The sequence below is a fragment of the Seonamhaeicola sp. S2-3 genome (assembly GCF_001971785.1).
GTDB lineage: Bacteria > Bacteroidota > Bacteroidia > Flavobacteriales > Flavobacteriaceae > Seonamhaeicola.
Genome location: NZ_CP019389.1, coordinates 1,500,897 through 1,517,758, shown reverse-complemented (window position 1 = coordinate 1,517,758; position 16,862 = coordinate 1,500,897). Strand labels below are relative to the sequence as shown.

General features: G+C 29.7%; 16 protein-coding genes. 4 read left to right on the top strand and 12 right to left on the bottom strand.

What is annotated here, in order from left to right; genetic code table 11:
* Positions 1 to 29: 29 nt before the first annotated feature.
* Entirely contained in the window at positions 30 to 689 is a 660-nt protein-coding gene (gene upp, locus BWZ22_RS07055) for a uracil phosphoribosyltransferase (protein WP_076698937.1), read from the top strand.
* Here the strand turns inward: upp and BWZ22_RS07050 are convergent.
* Positions 660 to 1,601 (bottom strand): DUF6427 family protein, encoded by a 942-nt coding sequence (locus BWZ22_RS07050; RefSeq protein WP_076698936.1) that lies wholly within the window; start codon positions 1,599 to 1,601, stop codon positions 660 to 662. The two genes, upp and BWZ22_RS07050, sit on opposite strands and share 30 nt — an antisense overlap.
* A gap of 39 nt (positions 1,602 to 1,640) precedes the next feature.
* Between BWZ22_RS07050 and BWZ22_RS07045 the strand changes: the two genes are divergently transcribed.
* Entirely contained in the window at positions 1,641 to 1,868 is a 228-nt protein-coding gene (locus BWZ22_RS07045; protein WP_076698934.1) for a uracil phosphoribosyltransferase, read from the top strand.
* On the opposite strand, the gene purD is transcribed toward BWZ22_RS07045, so the two are convergent.
* Entirely contained in the window at positions 1,863 to 3,137 is a 1,275-nt protein-coding gene (purD, locus tag BWZ22_RS07040; RefSeq protein WP_076698933.1) for a phosphoribosylamine--glycine ligase, read from the bottom strand. The genes BWZ22_RS07045 and purD overlap by 6 nt on opposite strands.
* A gap of 86 nt (positions 3,138 to 3,223) precedes the next feature.
* On the opposite strand from purD, the gene BWZ22_RS07035 reads away from it, so the two are divergent.
* Positions 3,224 to 4,534 carry an AMP-binding protein gene (locus tag BWZ22_RS07035; protein ID WP_076698931.1) on the top strand — a complete coding sequence of 437 codons (1,311 nt, stop codon included), beginning with the start codon at positions 3,224 to 3,226 and terminating at the stop codon, positions 4,532 to 4,534.
* Here the strand turns inward: BWZ22_RS07035 and BWZ22_RS07030 are convergent.
* From BWZ22_RS07030 to BWZ22_RS07010, 5 genes are read right to left on the bottom strand one after another with little or no spacing between them, the layout of a single operon-like run.
* Positions 4,521 to 5,297 (bottom strand): glycosyltransferase family 2 protein, encoded by a 777-nt coding sequence (locus tag BWZ22_RS07030; protein ID WP_076698930.1) that lies wholly within the window; start codon positions 5,295 to 5,297, stop codon positions 4,521 to 4,523. The genes BWZ22_RS07035 and BWZ22_RS07030 overlap by 14 nt on opposite strands.
* Before the next feature lies 1 nt (position 5,298).
* Positions 5,299 to 6,654: an undecaprenyl-phosphate glucose phosphotransferase gene (locus BWZ22_RS07025; protein WP_076698928.1), complete on the bottom strand. Its 1,356-nt coding sequence runs from the start codon at positions 6,652 to 6,654 to the stop codon at positions 5,299 to 5,301.
* 3 nt (positions 6,655 to 6,657) lie between these two features.
* Positions 6,658 to 7,644, bottom strand: coding sequence for a UDP-glucuronic acid decarboxylase family protein (locus BWZ22_RS07020; RefSeq protein WP_076698927.1), 987 nt, complete (start codon positions 7,642 to 7,644; stop codon positions 6,658 to 6,660).
* Positions 7,644 to 8,954: a UDP-glucose/GDP-mannose dehydrogenase family protein gene (locus BWZ22_RS07015; protein ID WP_076698925.1), complete on the bottom strand. Its 1,311-nt coding sequence runs from the start codon at positions 8,952 to 8,954 to the stop codon at positions 7,644 to 7,646. The genes BWZ22_RS07020 and BWZ22_RS07015 overlap by 1 nt, the downstream gene beginning before the upstream one ends.
* The gene (locus tag BWZ22_RS07010) at positions 8,951 to 10,081 is read right to left on the bottom strand and encodes a glycosyltransferase (RefSeq protein ID WP_076698924.1); all 1,131 of its coding nucleotides are present in this window, start codon (positions 10,079 to 10,081) and stop codon (positions 8,951 to 8,953) included. The genes BWZ22_RS07015 and BWZ22_RS07010 overlap by 4 nt, the downstream gene beginning before the upstream one ends.
* 527 nt (positions 10,082 to 10,608) lie before the next feature.
* Here BWZ22_RS07010 and BWZ22_RS17075 point away from each other — a divergent pair.
* On the top strand, positions 10,609 to 10,797 hold the full coding sequence (locus BWZ22_RS17075; RefSeq protein ID WP_083692223.1) for a glycosyltransferase: 189 nt from the start codon (positions 10,609 to 10,611) through the stop codon (positions 10,795 to 10,797).
* Between the two features lie 332 nt (positions 10,798 to 11,129).
* Here the strand turns inward: BWZ22_RS17075 and BWZ22_RS06995 are convergent, their stop codons facing one another.
* The 5 genes from BWZ22_RS06995 to BWZ22_RS06975 form a co-directional block, all read right to left on the bottom strand.
* On the bottom strand, positions 11,130 to 12,065 hold the full coding sequence (locus BWZ22_RS06995) for an O-antigen ligase family protein (protein WP_157607925.1): 936 nt from the start codon (positions 12,063 to 12,065) through the stop codon (positions 11,130 to 11,132).
* 324 nt (positions 12,066 to 12,389) lie between these two features.
* Positions 12,390 to 13,184, bottom strand: a complete 795-nt coding sequence (locus tag BWZ22_RS06990) for a glycosyltransferase (protein ID WP_076698920.1) — start codon at positions 13,182 to 13,184, stop codon at positions 12,390 to 12,392.
* On the bottom strand, positions 13,172 to 14,575 hold the full coding sequence (locus tag BWZ22_RS06985; protein ID WP_083692221.1) for an O-antigen ligase: 1,404 nt from the start codon (positions 14,573 to 14,575) through the stop codon (positions 13,172 to 13,174). The genes BWZ22_RS06990 and BWZ22_RS06985 overlap by 13 nt, the downstream gene beginning before the upstream one ends.
* A gap of 31 nt (positions 14,576 to 14,606) precedes the next feature.
* A complete protein-coding gene (locus BWZ22_RS06980) occupies positions 14,607 to 15,698 on the bottom strand; it encodes a hypothetical protein (protein ID WP_157607924.1) in 1,092 nt (363 codons plus the stop codon).
* A gap of 4 nt (positions 15,699 to 15,702) precedes the next feature.
* Positions 15,703 to 16,860, bottom strand: a complete 1,158-nt coding sequence (locus BWZ22_RS06975; RefSeq protein WP_076698915.1) for a polysaccharide pyruvyl transferase family protein — start codon at positions 16,858 to 16,860, stop codon at positions 15,703 to 15,705.
* Positions 16,861 to 16,862 lie beyond the last annotated feature (2 nt).

The window sequence follows — 16,862 nt, the reverse complement described above, 5'->3', positions numbered from 1 at the left end:
AACTTTACTTGTGAAATAATATCCTGTTTATGCAAGTTCACAACATTAACCAACAAAATTCTATTTTAAATACTTTTCTTTCTGAAATACGAAATATTCATGTTCAAAATGATGCTATGCGCTTTAGGCGTAATATTGAACGCATAGGAGAAATTCTTGGGTATGAAATGAGTAAATCTTTAGATTACAAAGTAACCACCGTTGAAACGCCTTTAGGAAAATGTAACGTTAATTTATTAGAAAATGATATTGTACTATGCTCTATTTTAAGAGCTGGTGTCCCTTTACATAACGGGTTACTAAATTACTTTGATAAAGCTGAAAATGCGTTTATATCGGCTTACAGACATCATAAAGATAATCCTGAAAGTTTTGAAATTATTGTTGAATATTTAGCTTGCCCAGATTTAGAGGGCAAAACCCTTATTTTGGCAGACCCTATGTTAGCAACCGGACAATCTATGGTTGCAACTTTTGAAGCTTTAAAACCGTTTGGTACTCCTAAAGAAATTCATTTAGCTAGTGTTATTGGCGCTCAAGAAGGTGTAGATTTTGTAACAAATTATTTTGATGATGATACACATTTATGGATTGCTGCTGTAGACCCCGCTTTAAACAGTAAAGGCTATATTATTCCAGGATTGGGAGATGCTGGCGATTTAGCTTTTGGTGAAAAACTGCAACACTAATAATGTTATTGGAGCTACTAACAAAATATACAAGAATACTTCTTTAAACCATTTCTCATTAATAGTTTCAATATAATTTGTTATTATTATTGATAATGGCGCAAATAAAAACAGAAACTCACTACCAGTTTTATTAGGTGTTTGAAAAACAACAAAAAATGCAACAACCCCTGCAAGAATAACAATTATAAAAGATGTTCTATAAGCTTTTTTCTGCTTTTTAATGTTTTGTAAATAAAACACAGAAGACCATACACCAAAAGATAACAGAAGTGTTATGGCTACAATAAATTGTAAAGAATTAAAGCTACTAAAATCATAACTATATGCTGTAGATATATTTAAAGTTTCAAAATAGTTGTTGTGAAGAATAATTGAAACACCCACTGAAATTGTAAAAACAGTTGCAACCCCAACAAATGGTATAATCCAATGCCTAATATCATTATCAGAATATAAGGCCAAGGCTAAAAGAATTAAAACAAAAAACAAAATAGCCCAAAAGTAAAACAAGGCTGCAATGGCTATCCAAAATGCGGCATCAAATAGTTTAGTTTTTTCACTTTTATGAGAACGTAAGCTCATTATACGCCTTAAACCCAGTAAAACGAAGAAATTTGAAAATAAAATATCTGCATTTAAGGTAGTTGCAGGTATAAGTAATAAAAATAAGCTAAACAATAATATTTCGTAATTATTAAGCTTAGTTAAACTATTCTTACTAACAATAAAATTTAAAAGCAGTAGTGAAAAATAACAGGTAAAAAGCAATGCCAATTGCTTTAAAATAAAGAGTAATGTTATTGATTCTTTTGCTATGCCAATTCTAGCTGAAATAAAAGCTAAAAGCATTACAAAAAAAACAATAACAAAATTTATTGGTTTAGATTTACTAAAAATACTTGTAATCATTAACTGTTTTTGTATTTTTGCCTTGTAAATATACTAACAATGAAAGATTTCTTTTACGCAATACAAGATTTATTTGTTGATGTTCTTTTTGCTCCGCTTGATGCGTTGAGAGTTTTAGAACTAGATAATTGGTGGTTAGCCAATATTGTATCTTGGATTTTTATAGTAATAGGCTTTGTTGCTATCGTTTACTGGATGAAGCAACTTAAAATATTTAATGATAATAACGAAGAAGACAAAAGTGTTTCTTCGCATTCATTTTTATAAATCAAAGCCTATATCTTTACGATAATACATCTTATCAAAATGTAGTTTTTCTATACTTTGGTAAGATTTTTTTATGGCCTCTTTATAAGTTTCTCCATACGACGTTATAGATATTACACGCCCTCCAGATGTTAGTACTTTACCATCTTTTAATTGCGCACCAGCATGAAATGGTATAGAATCTTCAATAGTATCAATGCCTGTAATTTCTTTGCCTTTTTCGTAAGCTTCAGGATATCCTCCAGATACTACCATAATGGTTGTAGCGGCACGTTCATCAATTTCAATATCAATAGTATTTAATGTACCGTTAGCCATTGCTTGTAGTACTTCTACTAAATCGTTTTTAAGTCTAGGAAAAACCACTTCAGTTTCCGGATCGCCCATACGTACATTGTATTCAATAACTTTTGGATCGTTATTTTCAACTTTAATTAGGCCAATAAACACAAACCCTACATATGGTAATTTGTCTTTTTTAAAGCCTTCAATAGTTGGTTTTACAATGCGTTCTTCAATTTTATTTAAAAATTCATTGGTTGCAAACGGCACTGGAGACACGGCACCCATACCACCCGTATTCAAACCTGTATCACCTTCGCCTATACGTTTGTAGTCTTTTGCCGTAGGCAAAATTTTATAGTTTTCACCATCGGTTAAAACAAAACAGCTTAGTTCAATACCATCTAAAAACTCTTCAATTACTACTTTAGTACTGGCTTCTCCAAATTTAGCATCAACCAACATGCTTTTTAATTCGGCTTTTGCCTCATCAATATCATTTAAAATAACAACACCTTTACCAGCAGCTAAACCATCTGCTTTTAAAACGTATGGTGGCTTTAAAGTTTCTAAAAAAGCATAACCTTTTTCTACAGTGTCTTTAGTAAAACTTTCATAAGCCGCTGTTGGAATGTTATGACGCATCATAAACTCTTTTGCAAACTCTTTACTACCTTCAAGTTCGGCAGCTTGTTTTTGCGGTCCAATAACTGGTATGTTTTTAAGTTGGTCATCATTCAAGAAAAAATCATGTACACCTTTTACCAAAGGATCTTCTGGCCCAACCACAACCATGTTTATTTGTTTGTCTAGGGCTAGTTTTTTAATAGCTTCAAAATCTGTTACACCAATATTTACGTTGGTTGCAACTTGTGCAGTACCCGAGTTTCCGGGTGCAACGTATAAATTTTTACATAATGGACTTTGTGCAATTTTCCAAGCAAAGGTGTGTTCTCTTCCGCCTGATCCTAAAATTAAGATGTTCATTTTACTTTTTTTTGTTGTGCAAAAATAGAACTAATGGTTCTAATTCACGAATATTTTTTAGTTACTTTACAATTATTTATTTAACCGTGAACTTATTTAATCTTTCATTAAAACTTAAGAAGTTTCCGCTAGGAAAGGCTAAACAATATTTAAATAATATTAAAGCTATTAATGAAAGTGATTATGCTTCTTTTATTGAGAAGAAAAAAATTGATATTCTATTATATCATTTAAAACACAATAATTTCTATAAAAAGCTTGCTAAAAATGTAGATGTTACAGATTGGAATGCTGTTCCTGTATTAACTAAATTAGATTTACAACAACCTTTAGAAAATAGGCTTTCAGATGGTTTTTCTTGCAAAAACATATACTTAAACAAAACATCAGGCTCTTCTGGAACACCTTTAATTTTTGCCAAAGATAAATTTTGTCACGCCCTTACTTGGGCTAATTTTATTGATAAATATGGTTGGTTTAATGTAGATTTAAACAGCTCTAAACAGGCAAGATTTTACGGTATTCCGCTTAATAAAACTGGTTATTACAAAGAGCGTTTTAAAGATTTTTTAGGTAACAGATTCAGGTTTTCTGTGTTTGATATGAGTGATGCTGTTTTAGAGAAAAATTTGGCTAAGTTCAGCAATACAAAATTCAACTATATAAATGGCTATACCAGTGCTATTGTGCAGTTTGCTAAATTCCTTCAAAAGAAAAAAATTGTTTTAAAAACCGTTTGTCCAACCTTAAACGTGTGTATTGTTACTGCTGAAATGCTTTTTGAAGACGACAAACACCTGTTAGAAACCCAATTAGGAATTCCTGTTGTAAACGAATACGGTTGTGCCGAATTGGGGCTTATTGCTTTTAATAACAAACAAAATGAATGGATTGTAAATACCGAAGATGTATTTGTTGAAATTTTAGATGAAAACAACAATCCGTTACCACATGGCAAAGAAGGAAAAATTGTTGTAACCTCACTTTACAACAAAGCACACCCATTTATTCGTTACGAATTAGGTGATTACGGAGCATTAGCAGAAGAAAGTAAACCCCAAAAACCCATTTTAAAATATTTATTAGGGCGCACAAACGATTTTGCCATTTTACCTAGCGGAAAAAAAGCTGCTGGTTTAACCTTTTACTACGTAACCAAAACTGTAATAGAAGACAATGCCAATGTAAAAGAGTTTATAATTGAGCAATTAAAAAAAGATACTTTCAAAATTATTTACAGAAGCGTTGAACCACTTACAGAAGCTAAAATAAAGCTTATAGAAGACGCTATTGAGAAATACTTAGAAAAGGGGCTGAACATTATTTTTGAGCAAAAAGAGCACCTTAAAAGAACCCAAGCAGGCAAGTTAAAACAGTTTACCTCTAAGTTGAAGTAACCATTTGTTTTGACTTGACAAAAAAATATTCAAAAAGAAAAACTACAAAATAGTAAACCGATTTAACAACCGAAAAACCCAAGCCTTTTCTATAAACTAAATAGTTATACTTTACCAGATTAAGTTTATTTGATGACATAGAGTTTTTCCTAACCCTATAAATAGCTAAAGGCTCTTTTATACCCAAAGCTGGTTTATTGCTTTGTTTAACAGCTTTTAACCACATTAACCAATCTTGACGTTTTAGTAAGTTTGGAGCATATATTTTACCTAGCTTTTTAGCGTTATAAATGCCTGTTAAATTGCCAATATAATTACACTTCAAAAATTTATTATAGGTAAGCTTTGGTAAGGCCTTAACGGTTTTATTTAATGAAACCCCGGCTTCATTTATTAAAGTATAACTGCTAAAACAAACGTCTGCTTCATTGTCTTGCATAAACTTAATTTGCTTTTTAAGTTTATCTGGTTTCCATAAGTCATCTGCATCTAAAAAAGCTATAAAATCGCCTTTAGCGGCTTCAATACCTTTATTCCTTGAAATAGCTGCTCCCCTATTTTTTGAATTCTGAAGTAAAGAAATCTGTGGATTAGTTTTAAGAAACTGATTAATAATTTCAACCGTTTTATCTGTTGAAGCATCATCAACTAAAATAAGTTCCCAATTGGTATAGGTTTGATTAAGAATGCTTGTTATGGTTTGTTTAATAAAGCTTTCTGAATTGTAAGTAGGCGTTATTATTGAAACTTTAAAAGCACTCATATTAGTATGCTTTTTCTTCGCCTTTTATAGCATTTAAAAACGTTTGGATAATTACTTTTAAATCAAGTAGAATGGACCAGTTTTCAACATAAAAAATATCATACTTAACTCTATTTATAATATCTTTTTCTGTTTCAATTTCACCTCTATAACCACTTGTTTGAGCTAAACCAGTAATACCAGGTTTTACAAAATGTCTTACCATAAATTTATCTACACTACGTGCATATTTGTTTGTATGACTTACCATGTGAGGTCTTGGTCCAACAACAGACATATCTCCAAATAATACATTAAAAAATTGGGGTAGCTCATCTATACTGGTTTTTCTAATAAAGGCACCAACTTTTGTAATTCTATTATCGCCTTTTGTTGCTTGGTGTAAATGTGCATTTTTATTAGGTGTCATAGACCTAAACTTGTAGCAATCAAATTCGTTATAATTAAATCCGTTTCTGGTTTGTTTAAAAAACACAGGACCTTTAGATTCTAATTTTATAATAATAGCTAAAATAGGTGTTAACCAAGATAGAATAAAAACAATTACCGATGATGCAAAAATGATATCAAACAATCTTTTAGCAAATTTGTTTACTGGTTCTTCTAAAGGAATACTTCTTAACGACAAAACCGGAATATAGTCATAATATTCATACTTAAGTTTTTTAGAGAAAATATCTTTATTGTCTGGTATGAATTTTAATTCTCTAAGGTTATTATCTGCAAAATCTATGAGCTGATTTATTTGTTTATTAGATAACTCTGCTACCGAAAAATAGATTTCATGAATATCGTTATCAATCACAAAATTAAAACAATCTTGAAGTGAAAAATTGTCGTCTTTAACATCAAAATTGGCTTTACATTTATAACCAAAATCTAAACGTTTTTTAAACGTGTTAATTAATTGTCTGGTTTTATCATTTTTACCTATTACTATTATATTTCTTAAGTTGCCTCCTAACGCACTTCTATATTTGTTTAACAGATAGAAAATAAAAAACTTAAAAAAAGTTAATAATCCAAAAACCGTAAGTACATAATTACCTAAATTAAGTCTGCTCAAATTAGGTTGTTTAAAAAAACCTATATAAGCATAAAGAACCACTGCAAATAAAATAATCTGCTTTACCAAAAGCGTTATTACTTGTAAGATTCTTGTGTACCTGTGAACATCATAAAACTTATTGTAAAAAGATAAAATAAACCACAAAACCGTAATATATATATGAAAAGGATACTCATTTATAAGGTTTATTTTAAAAAGATATACTGCACTATTAATTATAGCTAAGTCAACCAAATATGACAAAGGCCTAATAAAACTAGAATATCTTCCTTGTTTAAATTTACTCAAAATCTATTTTCTTATATGGTTTTCAAACTTTTTATGTTCACTTCTGCAGAGTTCTTCTTTAGTTAAACTTTTGAAGTAATTATAAGTAGCTTGTAAACCTTTTTCTCTAGTTATTTTGGGCTCCCAATTTAATATTTTTTTAGCTAAACTAATATCTGGTTGTCTTTGCATAGGATCATCAACAGGTAACTCTTTATATACAATTTTTTGGTTAGTTCCTGTTAATTTTACAATCTCTTTAGCAAAGTCATTAATAGTAATTTCATGTGGATTACCTATGTTTATTGGATAAGAATAATCACTTAATAAAAGCCTATAAATACCTTCTACTTGATCATCTACATAACAAAATGAGCGCGTTTGAGAACCATCTCCAAACACTGTTAAATCCTCACCTCTAAGAGCTTGCCCCATAAAAGCCGGAATAACCCTCCCATCATTTAATCGCATTCTTGGACCGTAGGTGTTAAAGATTCTAACTATTCTGGTTTCTAATCCATGAAACCTATGATATGCCATGGTTATAGATTCCATAAACCTTTTTGCTTCATCATAAACCCCTCTAGGGCCAATAGCATTAACATTGCCATAATAATCTTCGGACTGAGGATGCACTAATGGGTCTCCATAAACTTCGGAAGTAGAGGCTATTAAAATTCTGGCTTTTTTTGCCTTGGCTAAACCTAATAAATTGTGCGTTCCTAAAGACCCTACTTTTAGAGTTTGAATAGGTATTTTTAAATAATCTATAGGACTAGCAGGCGAAGCAAAATGAAGTATGTAATCTAGAGTTCCTTCAATTTTAACAAACTCGGTTACATCGTGTTTTATAAATTGGAAGTTAGGGTTATTGTTTAAATGTTCAATATTTTTTTGATCACCTGTAATGAAATTATCCATTCCAATAACATAATAGCCTTCATTTAGAAATCTATCACATAAATGTGATCCTAAAAACCCTGCTGCTCCTGTAATTAATATTTTTTTCATTAGATATTTAAATTTCTTCCTATTGAACTATAATAAAACCCTTCATTTTTTATGTCTTCTATTTCATATAAGTTTCTACCATCAAAAATTACTGGTGCTTTTAAATTGCTTCTCAATTTTTCAAAATCAGGTGTTCTAAACAAGCTCCACTCGGTACAAATAATTAAAGCATCGGCATCTTTTGTAGCTTCATCCTTATTCAATGCATACTTTATACTATCTCCGAATTTTTTCTTTACATTAGGCATTGCTTCTGGATCAAAGACTTGAATATTAGCCCCTCTTTTTATTAATTCTTCAATAATGTATAATGCAGGAGCTTCTCTAATATCATCTGTTTCTGGCTTAAAAGCAAGCCCCCAAATAGCAAATGTTTTTCCTTTAATATTTCCGCTATAATATGTTTCAATTCTTGGAACTAAAACTTTCTTCTGAACTTCATTTACTTCAACAACAGCATCTAATATAGAGAAATTATAACCGACATCTTTTCCTGATTTACACAGAGCCTTAACATCTTTAGGAAAACAAGATCCTCCATAGCCTATACCTGGAAATAAAAACCGTTTACCTATACGAGAATCAGTACCCATTCCTAATCTTACCATATCAACATTAGCCCCTACTCTCTCACAAAAATTTGCAATTTCATTCATAAATGTAATTTTTGTTGCTAAAAAGGAGTTTGCTGCATACTTCGTAAGTTCAGCAGACTTCTCATCCATTGTTAAAATTGGATTTCCAGATCTAACAAAAGGCATATAAAGTTTTTTCATTAACTCTGTTGCTTTTTCTGAACTTGATCCTATTATAATACGCTCTGGTTTTAAAAAATCATCAACAGCAAAACCTTCTCTTAAAAACTCAGGATTAGAAACCACATCAAATTCAACATCTGTATGTGCTGCAATAGCTTGAGTTACTTTTTCTGCAGTACCAACAGGAACTGTGCTTTTATCGACAATAACCTTATAGTCCTTCATCAATTTTCCTATATCGGATGCACAACCTAAAACATATGATAAATCAGCAGACCCGTCTTCATCTTCTGGTGTTGGTAATGCCAAAAATATAATATCACCATGTTTTAATCCCTCTTCTAATGAAGTTGAGAAAAACAATCTATTCGCCTTAATATTTCTTTGGAATAAAACATCTAAATGAGGCTCATAAATTGGAACCTCACCATTTTTCATTTTTTCAACTTTATTTTCATCTATGTCTATACATAGTACGTCATTACCTGTTTCTGCTAAACAAGTACCTGTTACTAGGCCTACATAACCTGTCCCTACTACTGATATCTTCATCTTTTTATGTTATTTATATATATATTTTCTAAAAGTGTTATATTTTTCGTGATATCGAATTTTTGTTTAAATAATTCTAATGAATTTTCTGAAAACTTTTGATTTAAACTTTTAGATTTCACTATTTTAACAACAGAATTTGCTATTTCTTTAACGTCCTCATTAAAAATTAGATACCCATTAAAACCATCTTTAACTAAATCTCTATTACCGTCTGCATCTGTTGCAACAATTGCTTTTCCTAATGCCAGACTTTCAATCACGGAATAAGGCAGCCCTTCATATCTAGCTGTAGTTAAATACAATTTTGAATTTTTAATAATATTAAAAATATCATCACGAGATGTCCATTTTAAAAGGGTAACATTTTCTTTTAAACCTGAATCATTTATTTTATTCTTTACAGATTTCAAATTAGGCGAGTGATAGCCAACACCCATTAATACTAGATGAATGTTGTTAATTGTTTTTTTTATTTCAAATAAAACATCTAACATTAATTCAATATTCTTTTGGTATGATGGTCTACCAACTGAACATATATAATTTTCTGGCCATGATTTTTCTATTGAAAGCTCTTTTACTTTATTGATTGGATTTATTGAATTATTAAAAAGCAAAGCTCTTTGTTTAGGATAACCAACTTCATTAATTGCTCTATTTTGTTCAGAAGCTGAAGATGCCAATATCTTATTATTAGGACCTACAAAAAGCTTTTCTATTCCTAAAAATATTTTTCTTTTAAAAATATTATTTGTACTTAAAAAAGAATAAGCCTGAGGTGTATGTAATACAGGGATTTTTAAAAAAGAAGTAATAACTTTTGATATTATCCCTCCTTTGGCACTATGCGCATGAATAATATCTGGTTGCTCTATTTTAATAATCTTTAATGCCTTGAAAATGGCTTTGAAATCATTGATTAAACTAATATTTCTTTTAATAGGCAATTTATAATCTTTAACAATATTCCCTTTGTCATCGAAAAAAAGAGATTTAGTATCATTAATTCCATGAATCACTATACTATCAAACTTTGAACTATCAATATTTTCTAAAATAAGCCTAAGAGAAACGTCGACACCTCCAACAGAATTAAGAATATGGGCAACTTTTATTTTTTTCATTTAGTCTATTAATTTCTTCTTAAAATTATTACAAATATATCAAAAAGAAAGACCTCAGATAGTATAATAAAACTATTTTACAAATATTTCCAAACAACACTTTAAAAGCTATATCTAAAAACAAACCTTGAATACTCTTTGACAAAAACAACAACTACAAAACTTCAAACAAATTCTACTTTTTAATATTTAGAACATTCTTGACTTAAAAATATTAATAAAATAGCTAGCAGATAAATCTCCATTTGTATGTGTAAACAATTTTCTACTAAACTTAAAAGAATAAACGCCAATAATAAAGAAATATTAAAACTTATTTATATTAATAAAAAACATAAAAATAAATATCACCCTCTCTATAAATCCAAAAGAAAGAATAAAACCCAAAATTATTTAATGACATTGCTAGCCTATTACCTGATATTGAATTCATTTGGATTGGTAATGGAGAGAAAGAACTTGAAAAAGTATTTACTTCTAAAAATATTGAACTTACAGGTTGAAAAACAAGAGAGGAAGTTTTAAAAATAGCCAATACTTTTGATATTTACATACAAACCTCTCTATGGGAAGGTTTACCTATAACCATTTTAGAAGCTATGGCTTTAGGTAAAGTTGTTATAGCTACCAATGTGATAGGGAACAAAGATGCTGTTGTAAATGGGGAAACAGGTTATTTATGTAATACTGCCTTTGAGTTTAAGGAAAAATTTTAGCTCTTCTTGAAGACCACGAAAAGCACTCGAAAATGAAAGCTTTGTCCTTAAAAAGAGTGAAAGCAAATTTTAATAAGCATATTAATTTCAAACAACTAAAAAAACCTACTTAAGTGAATAGAATAATTTTCTTTATTGAATATCCTTTTTATGTCAGGTTAGGAAAGAAAGGTTAGAGACTTGCATTATGGTTCCGCTTTTTAAGTTCATACGCTTTCTACACATCTCACATTCACAACTTATTCGGTTTGTATCGATATTTTCTGTAACAAATCATAGGTAAACTTCAACACCTTCTACTGAATATAAAACGTGGGCTACTTTAGTCTTTTTCATTTTACAGCTCTATCTTTTACAATTTTATATTTTGTTAACCTATTACTCTCTTTTTCTGTGTTCAATACATTAATAGCTTTAGAAAAAAGTAAAACCAGCACACAAAGTTCTACTCCCATCTGTCTACTTAATACATTTTCAACCATAAAAAATAGCAACACAGAAACATTTAAGGCTAAGGCAAAAAAAACATTTATGTTGGTTGATAAACAAAAAAAGCAAGTTATCGAAAAAACAAGAAAAACCAACACGCCAGTACTTAAATAAAAGTTTAAGTACTGGTTGTGTGTATTAAATTTTTTGTCAACAAACCAACTTTGTTGATCATTATTGTTAAACTCTTGGGAATTAGCATAACATAAATTTAATTTTTCTTGAGTTGCAGCAAACCCATATCCAAAAAAAGAAGGTGACCTATCTTCAACTATATCCTTTACGCACCCCCATATATAATACCTAGGTTCTAGTTTAATAACCTTCTCAAAAGAAAGCTGTTTTTGTTTAAACCCTAACGTAAGACGGCTTTTAAAATTTTGGTTAAAAAGAATTAAACTTAGTCCAGAAACAAAAATTGACAGCAAAACAAATAGTTTTAATTTAATGTTTTTTATATAAAATATGCTCAATATACCTGCTAAAACTATAGATAATAAAGAAGTTCTTGCTGCTATTAAAAATAAAAAACTTACTAAAACCAAAGACAAAACAACCATTAAGGCAGATTCTAACTTATTATTAGTTTTACTCGCTAAAAACAAACAAATAAAAAAGGCTATTGTATATGTGAAACCGACATAAGGACGGTCTCCCAACAAAACAGGGTTGATATCACCAACAGCAAGACTAAAATTCTCATTATAAAGAGTTTCACTAAGAATACTGTAAGATGAAGCAATTAATAACAAAACCACCCCAAGTAAAAAACAGTACATTATTTTTTTTATATGCTCTTTCAATAATACAGGCAGCGATAAAACGTATATACCTAGTAGTAGAAACAATTTTGAAACAAATCTTAAATCTTCAAACCTAGATAAAAACAAGACCTCTAAAACCGCTAGTATTGCCAATAATAATAGGGAGATAAAAATTCTGTTTTTCAATAAATATAGCTGGCTTTTTTTGACAACAAATGGAAATAAGATTGATAACAATATTATTAAAATATTGGGAACGGCCTCTCCCAAATCAGTAAAAGGGACAGCAATTAACAGTAAACAGTAAATATATAAATAAGCCCGATTTGACACTGCACATTATTTTTTTGATATTATTTTTTTGATATATGTTGTAACGTTTCTAGATAAAAACAACAAAAGAACATTTCTAGCCAAACCGTAAATGGGATAAAAACCAAACTTAAAGTTATCCATAATAATTCTTATTCGGCTTTTAACTTGTAAGAATCTTTTTTGTGAAGAAATGGAATCTTCTTCTATAATATAATCAAGTAAAGCTTCTGGATAATTCTCAGCTTTATATTTTTTAATAATTTTAAAGAAAAAAGCATAATCTTCTGCTGCTTTATAATTTGTAGGATAGAAACCTATCTCATCAATTAAACACGTTCTAAACACAACAGAAGGGTGCACAAACATACTATTTAAATACATCTTCTTTTTTATATCATTATACTTTACAGGATGCTTTAAAACATGTAGTTTAACTCCTTTAGAATCCTTAATATTTGCCCATGAACCTAACAAATAGACATCCTCTTTGTTGTCTAAGTATTCCATTTGTTTAGTAAATCTGTCTTTTACGCAATAGTCCCCACAATCTAATCTGCCAATATATTTGTATTCTAAACCTTTAATAAACTCTAGCCCTCTATTTAACGCATTTTCGATCCCTGAATTTTTTTCCAATACTTCAAGATACACTTTGCCCTGTTTATAGAACTCTTTTATTTCGTTTATATCTGGTTTTTCCTTGCTCCCATCATCAACTATCAAAACATCTATTTCTTGAGATTCTTCAATAGAAACCAAAGACTTCTTTAACTCATCGAGCCTATTGAAATGAGGTATTAAAACTATTATACGTGACATCTATTTAATTTTTTAATGTGTATGACCAAACTTAAACACAACCAAAACCCAAAAATTCTAAAAGAATCTATTTGTAACCAATTAAGAAAAAAGCCTACAAACGCAATAAGCATGGTCAATGGTATATATTTATGTTCCTTCTTAGTGTTTTTTATAAACTTTAATACATAATAAAAAACCAATCCTATAAATGCAGAAAAAACAATAAAACCTATTAAACCCGTTTCTGTTAAAGTCCTTAAATATAAATTATACCCTGGCGGAAAAGATTTAATATTTTCATTTAAATATATCTGTGGAAACTCATAATTGTTTTTAGTTGCCCATTTAGGATACTTATCTTTTGATTCATACGTCTGTTGCCCCCAACCAACACCAAATATTGGGTTTTCTAAAAACACTTGATAATTTGCATACTGTATACCTAACCTAGACTTATTGGATACAGAGTAATTATTTGTACTGTACTTTGTATCTGCAAAATTCAATGCTTGTATTCTACTATTTACAGCTTGAACTACAGCCTCTGTTTTAAAAACCAAAATTGATGCAAAAAGAACTGCTGCTATAATCATTATTTTATTAAAAACTCCTCGAAATTTTCTATCAACCATGTACGTGTAGAAAATAGCAACACTAATTTGAGCAAGAATAATAACAAATGCCGACCTTGATTTTGACAAAAGAGTTAGAAGCACAACAATAAAAAAAGGAATAAACCTATAGTTTTTTTTACTGGTTAAAATATAACTAAACATAAAACCAGAAATAGTAACTAAATACATTCCAAGTGCAGGAGGTTCATAGGTTAGCGACGATATTCTACTTAGATTATAATCTAATTTCACTTTTACAAAAGGCAAGTAATCAAAGAGATTTACAATGATTTTAGAAAATTTCAGGTTATAAGTTATGGTCAAATACTCAAAAAAAGCATATGTAGTAACTATTAACAAAGAATAAAAAAATGTTTTTCTTATCTTCACAAAAACTTTTACAACCCCATAATCTTTAATTACATTACAAAAGAGATAAAAAAACATTACTGATGATAATAGAACAGATATTGATTGGTTAATATATCTGTTCCACCCATTGGTTTGCTTAAAATAGTATCCCGTAATGTTTGAGGCATTGACAACTGCAGACAAGAAAATTACCAACAAGAAAACAACAAAAACATTATAAGGTGCTTTATTAAATGGTAAATACACTTTTCCTCTAAAAAGGTCATTCGCTATCAATAAAACAATACCTATTAAAAAAAACAAAGAAGAGGACTCTCTACTATATTCTCCAAGAAAACCCATAAAACTTGGGGGTTCTGAATTAAAGGGAAGAAAGAATAAGCCCAATAAAAAGAAAAAATAATATGTTTTTTTTAAGGACATTTTTTATTTGCTGAATTCAATGTTCAAGTAATTATTTTGTTAGAAAGAGTTCAAAAAAGCTAAGTCTTTCTTTTTCTTTAACGGAAGAATCTATAATTTTCAAATGCTTATTATCTATAATTAGGTTTTTATTTTTTTCTACGTATTCCTTTATTTCTTCCCTATCAATAAAACTCCCATCGTCATCGGTTATTTTGAAAACAAACTCACAATCCTTGAAGTCTACATCAATATGCCCTAATAAAACAGGTAAACCATACGCCAAGTACTCTCTAACTTTTAGTGTACTATCAATTTTCTTTCCTACCAAATAATTACTAAAAGAGCCTAAGCCAAAATGGTTTTTTGAATAAATCTCAATTAATTCTTCCTTTTCTACCCAACCATAAAACTTCATATTATTGGGCACTTCTTTAAAATCGCTCTTATTGTACCCAACTATATTAAAAAAGTATTCGTTAAATTTTTTCGCCAACTCAATAATCCTATCAATACCATGCCATTTCATAGAATTACTTCCTACGAATACAAAATTTACTCTATCTAAATTTTCGTCTTTCTTAATTTTATTGATTTTAGATAGATTAATACCATTAGAAACTACTTTTTTTAACAGATGAGTATATTGTTCATAATGCTTTAAAATATCTGGAGAAACAGAAATAATGCCCTTAGAACTATTTAAAACCTTCTCTCTTCCAAAATTATAAACCATCTTTTTAAACTTAGAGTAATGATTTATTTCTATAGTATCAACAGTATTTACTTCTAAAATGGTATTATATTTACTTAAAACACTTGTTAAACCAGGATACCATATATTCTGCCTTATATATAAAACATCAGGAGAAAATTGACTAAGATCTTTTTCTATTTTTGGTAATGTAAATATCTTAGTTAAATATGTTTTAATGAAGTTATCGGGTAGCTTATTTAAAATTTCATTGGAGTATAGCCGCCCCCTAACAAAATAATTTTTATCACCTTTTTTGAGTTTGGGCCATAAAATAAAGGGTTCTACATCATGTCCCTGTTGTACCCAAAACTCAATTTGATCATTAATTTTTTTTACTATTCCTGAATTTTTGTATGGGTTTACCTCGATTAAATAAGCTATTCTCATTAATTTATGAATTAAGGATTTCAACAACCTCAGACCACATCTTTTTATTTTTTTTATCTAAAATTAAATTGGACTTGGATATATTATCTAAAATTTTCTTTCTTGACTCGTCATTTAAAAGGCGCTGCAATACAGTATTAAACAATTCATCTTTTGGTTTGTCAAAGGAGAAATCTCCAATCTCGTACTCATCGAATAACATTTTATACTTGTGTGACCACCCTAAAGCCATACTTGGGACATTTTGAGACAGCGCTGAAACCAAAGCATGAAACCTAGAACCAATTACCAAATTTGCTTGCCCCAAAATCGACTTTAATTTCATAGTGTCATCTTCATAATAAACAATAACCCTATTCTCATCAGGAAAATTCTCTTTCAGCCGATTAGCTAAATCAGTATCTCCTACCCCTTTGTCGTGTATCAAAATAAGAACATTATGGTCTGTTTCTGCTAGCAACCTTTTTATAACATTATTCACATACTCCAAATATTTACCTTCAGGCCAATATTCTCTTCCTTGGTCTAACATACGTTCATTGGGAACTACGCATGAATAATTTGATATATCTTTAATTACCTTTTCATGATTCTTGACCTTTATGGTTATATCTGGATAAAGTTTTATTTTTTTGCTTTGAACTATATCGGTAAGCATTCCATAAGAGTCTTTATCTCTAGCTATAATGAGGTCGCAATTATCAATTGCCTTTTTCATTCCTTCCCTAATTTCAGCACTAGAAAAAGGACCAAAAGCTTGAGGTAAAAATATATACTTAGCGTTTCTCTTCTTAAAAAACTCAATTAGTTTATTTACGTTCTTGACTGCTTTTTTTCCCCATTGATCACTATATGCAAACCCTGAAACATCTAAGACAGCATCTATTTTATCCACAGGAAATTTTCCTTTATACTGCTCTCGTAAATATTTAAGAAAAAAACCACCGTAGTAAAATATTTCAAATCCTCGATAATCGGTTACATGCTTAAACGGGTAATCTATAGTTTGATAACCTAAATTTTTTATCTGTTCTTTGGTTCCTGCACAAGGACTCAAAAACAAGTTATATTCAGGGTATTTACTTAATTCGTCCACAACAGCTTTCATCATTAGATGGGCTCCTTTGTTATAAAAGTGGCCACCCACAACTAATATATTCATAA

Bases quoted from the DNA above. Each gene is read 5' to 3' on its own strand.
- BWZ22_RS06975 (WP_076698915.1), bottom strand. From the start codon at position 16,860: ATGAATATATTAGTTGTGGGTGGCCACTTTTATAACAAAGGAGCCCAT.
- BWZ22_RS07015 (WP_076698925.1), bottom strand. From the start codon at position 8,954: ATGAAGATATCAGTAGTAGGGACAGGTTATGTAGGCCTAGTAACAGGT.
- BWZ22_RS07010 (WP_076698924.1), bottom strand. From the start codon at position 10,081: ATGAAAAAAATAAAAGTTGCCCATATTCTTAATTCTGTTGGAGGTGTC.
- purD (WP_076698933.1), bottom strand. From the start codon at position 3,137: ATGAACATCTTAATTTTAGGATCAGGCGGAAGAGAACACACCTTTGCT.
- BWZ22_RS07030 (WP_076698930.1), bottom strand. From the start codon at position 5,297: ATGAGTGCTTTTAAAGTTTCAATAATAACGCCTACTTACAATTCAGAA.
- BWZ22_RS07045 (WP_076698934.1), top strand. From the start codon at position 1,641: ATGAAAGATTTCTTTTACGCAATACAAGATTTATTTGTTGATGTTCTT.
- BWZ22_RS07020 (WP_076698927.1), bottom strand. From the start codon at position 7,644: ATGAAAAAAATATTAATTACAGGAGCAGCAGGGTTTTTAGGATCACAT.
- BWZ22_RS06985 (WP_083692221.1), bottom strand. From the start codon at position 14,575: ATGTCCTTAAAAAAAACATATTATTTTTTCTTTTTATTGGGCTTATTC.
- BWZ22_RS07050 (WP_076698936.1), bottom strand. From the start codon at position 1,601: ATGATTACAAGTATTTTTAGTAAATCTAAACCAATAAATTTTGTTATT.
- BWZ22_RS06995 (WP_157607925.1), bottom strand. From the start codon at position 12,065: ATGTACTGTTTTTTACTTGGGGTGGTTTTGTTATTAATTGCTTCATCT.
- BWZ22_RS06990 (WP_076698920.1), bottom strand. From the start codon at position 13,184: ATGTCACGTATAATAGTTTTAATACCTCATTTCAATAGGCTCGATGAG.
- upp (WP_076698937.1), top strand. From the start codon at position 30: ATGCAAGTTCACAACATTAACCAACAAAATTCTATTTTAAATACTTTT.
- BWZ22_RS06980 (WP_157607924.1), bottom strand. From the start codon at position 15,698: ATGAGAATAGCTTATTTAATCGAGGTAAACCCATACAAAAATTCAGGA.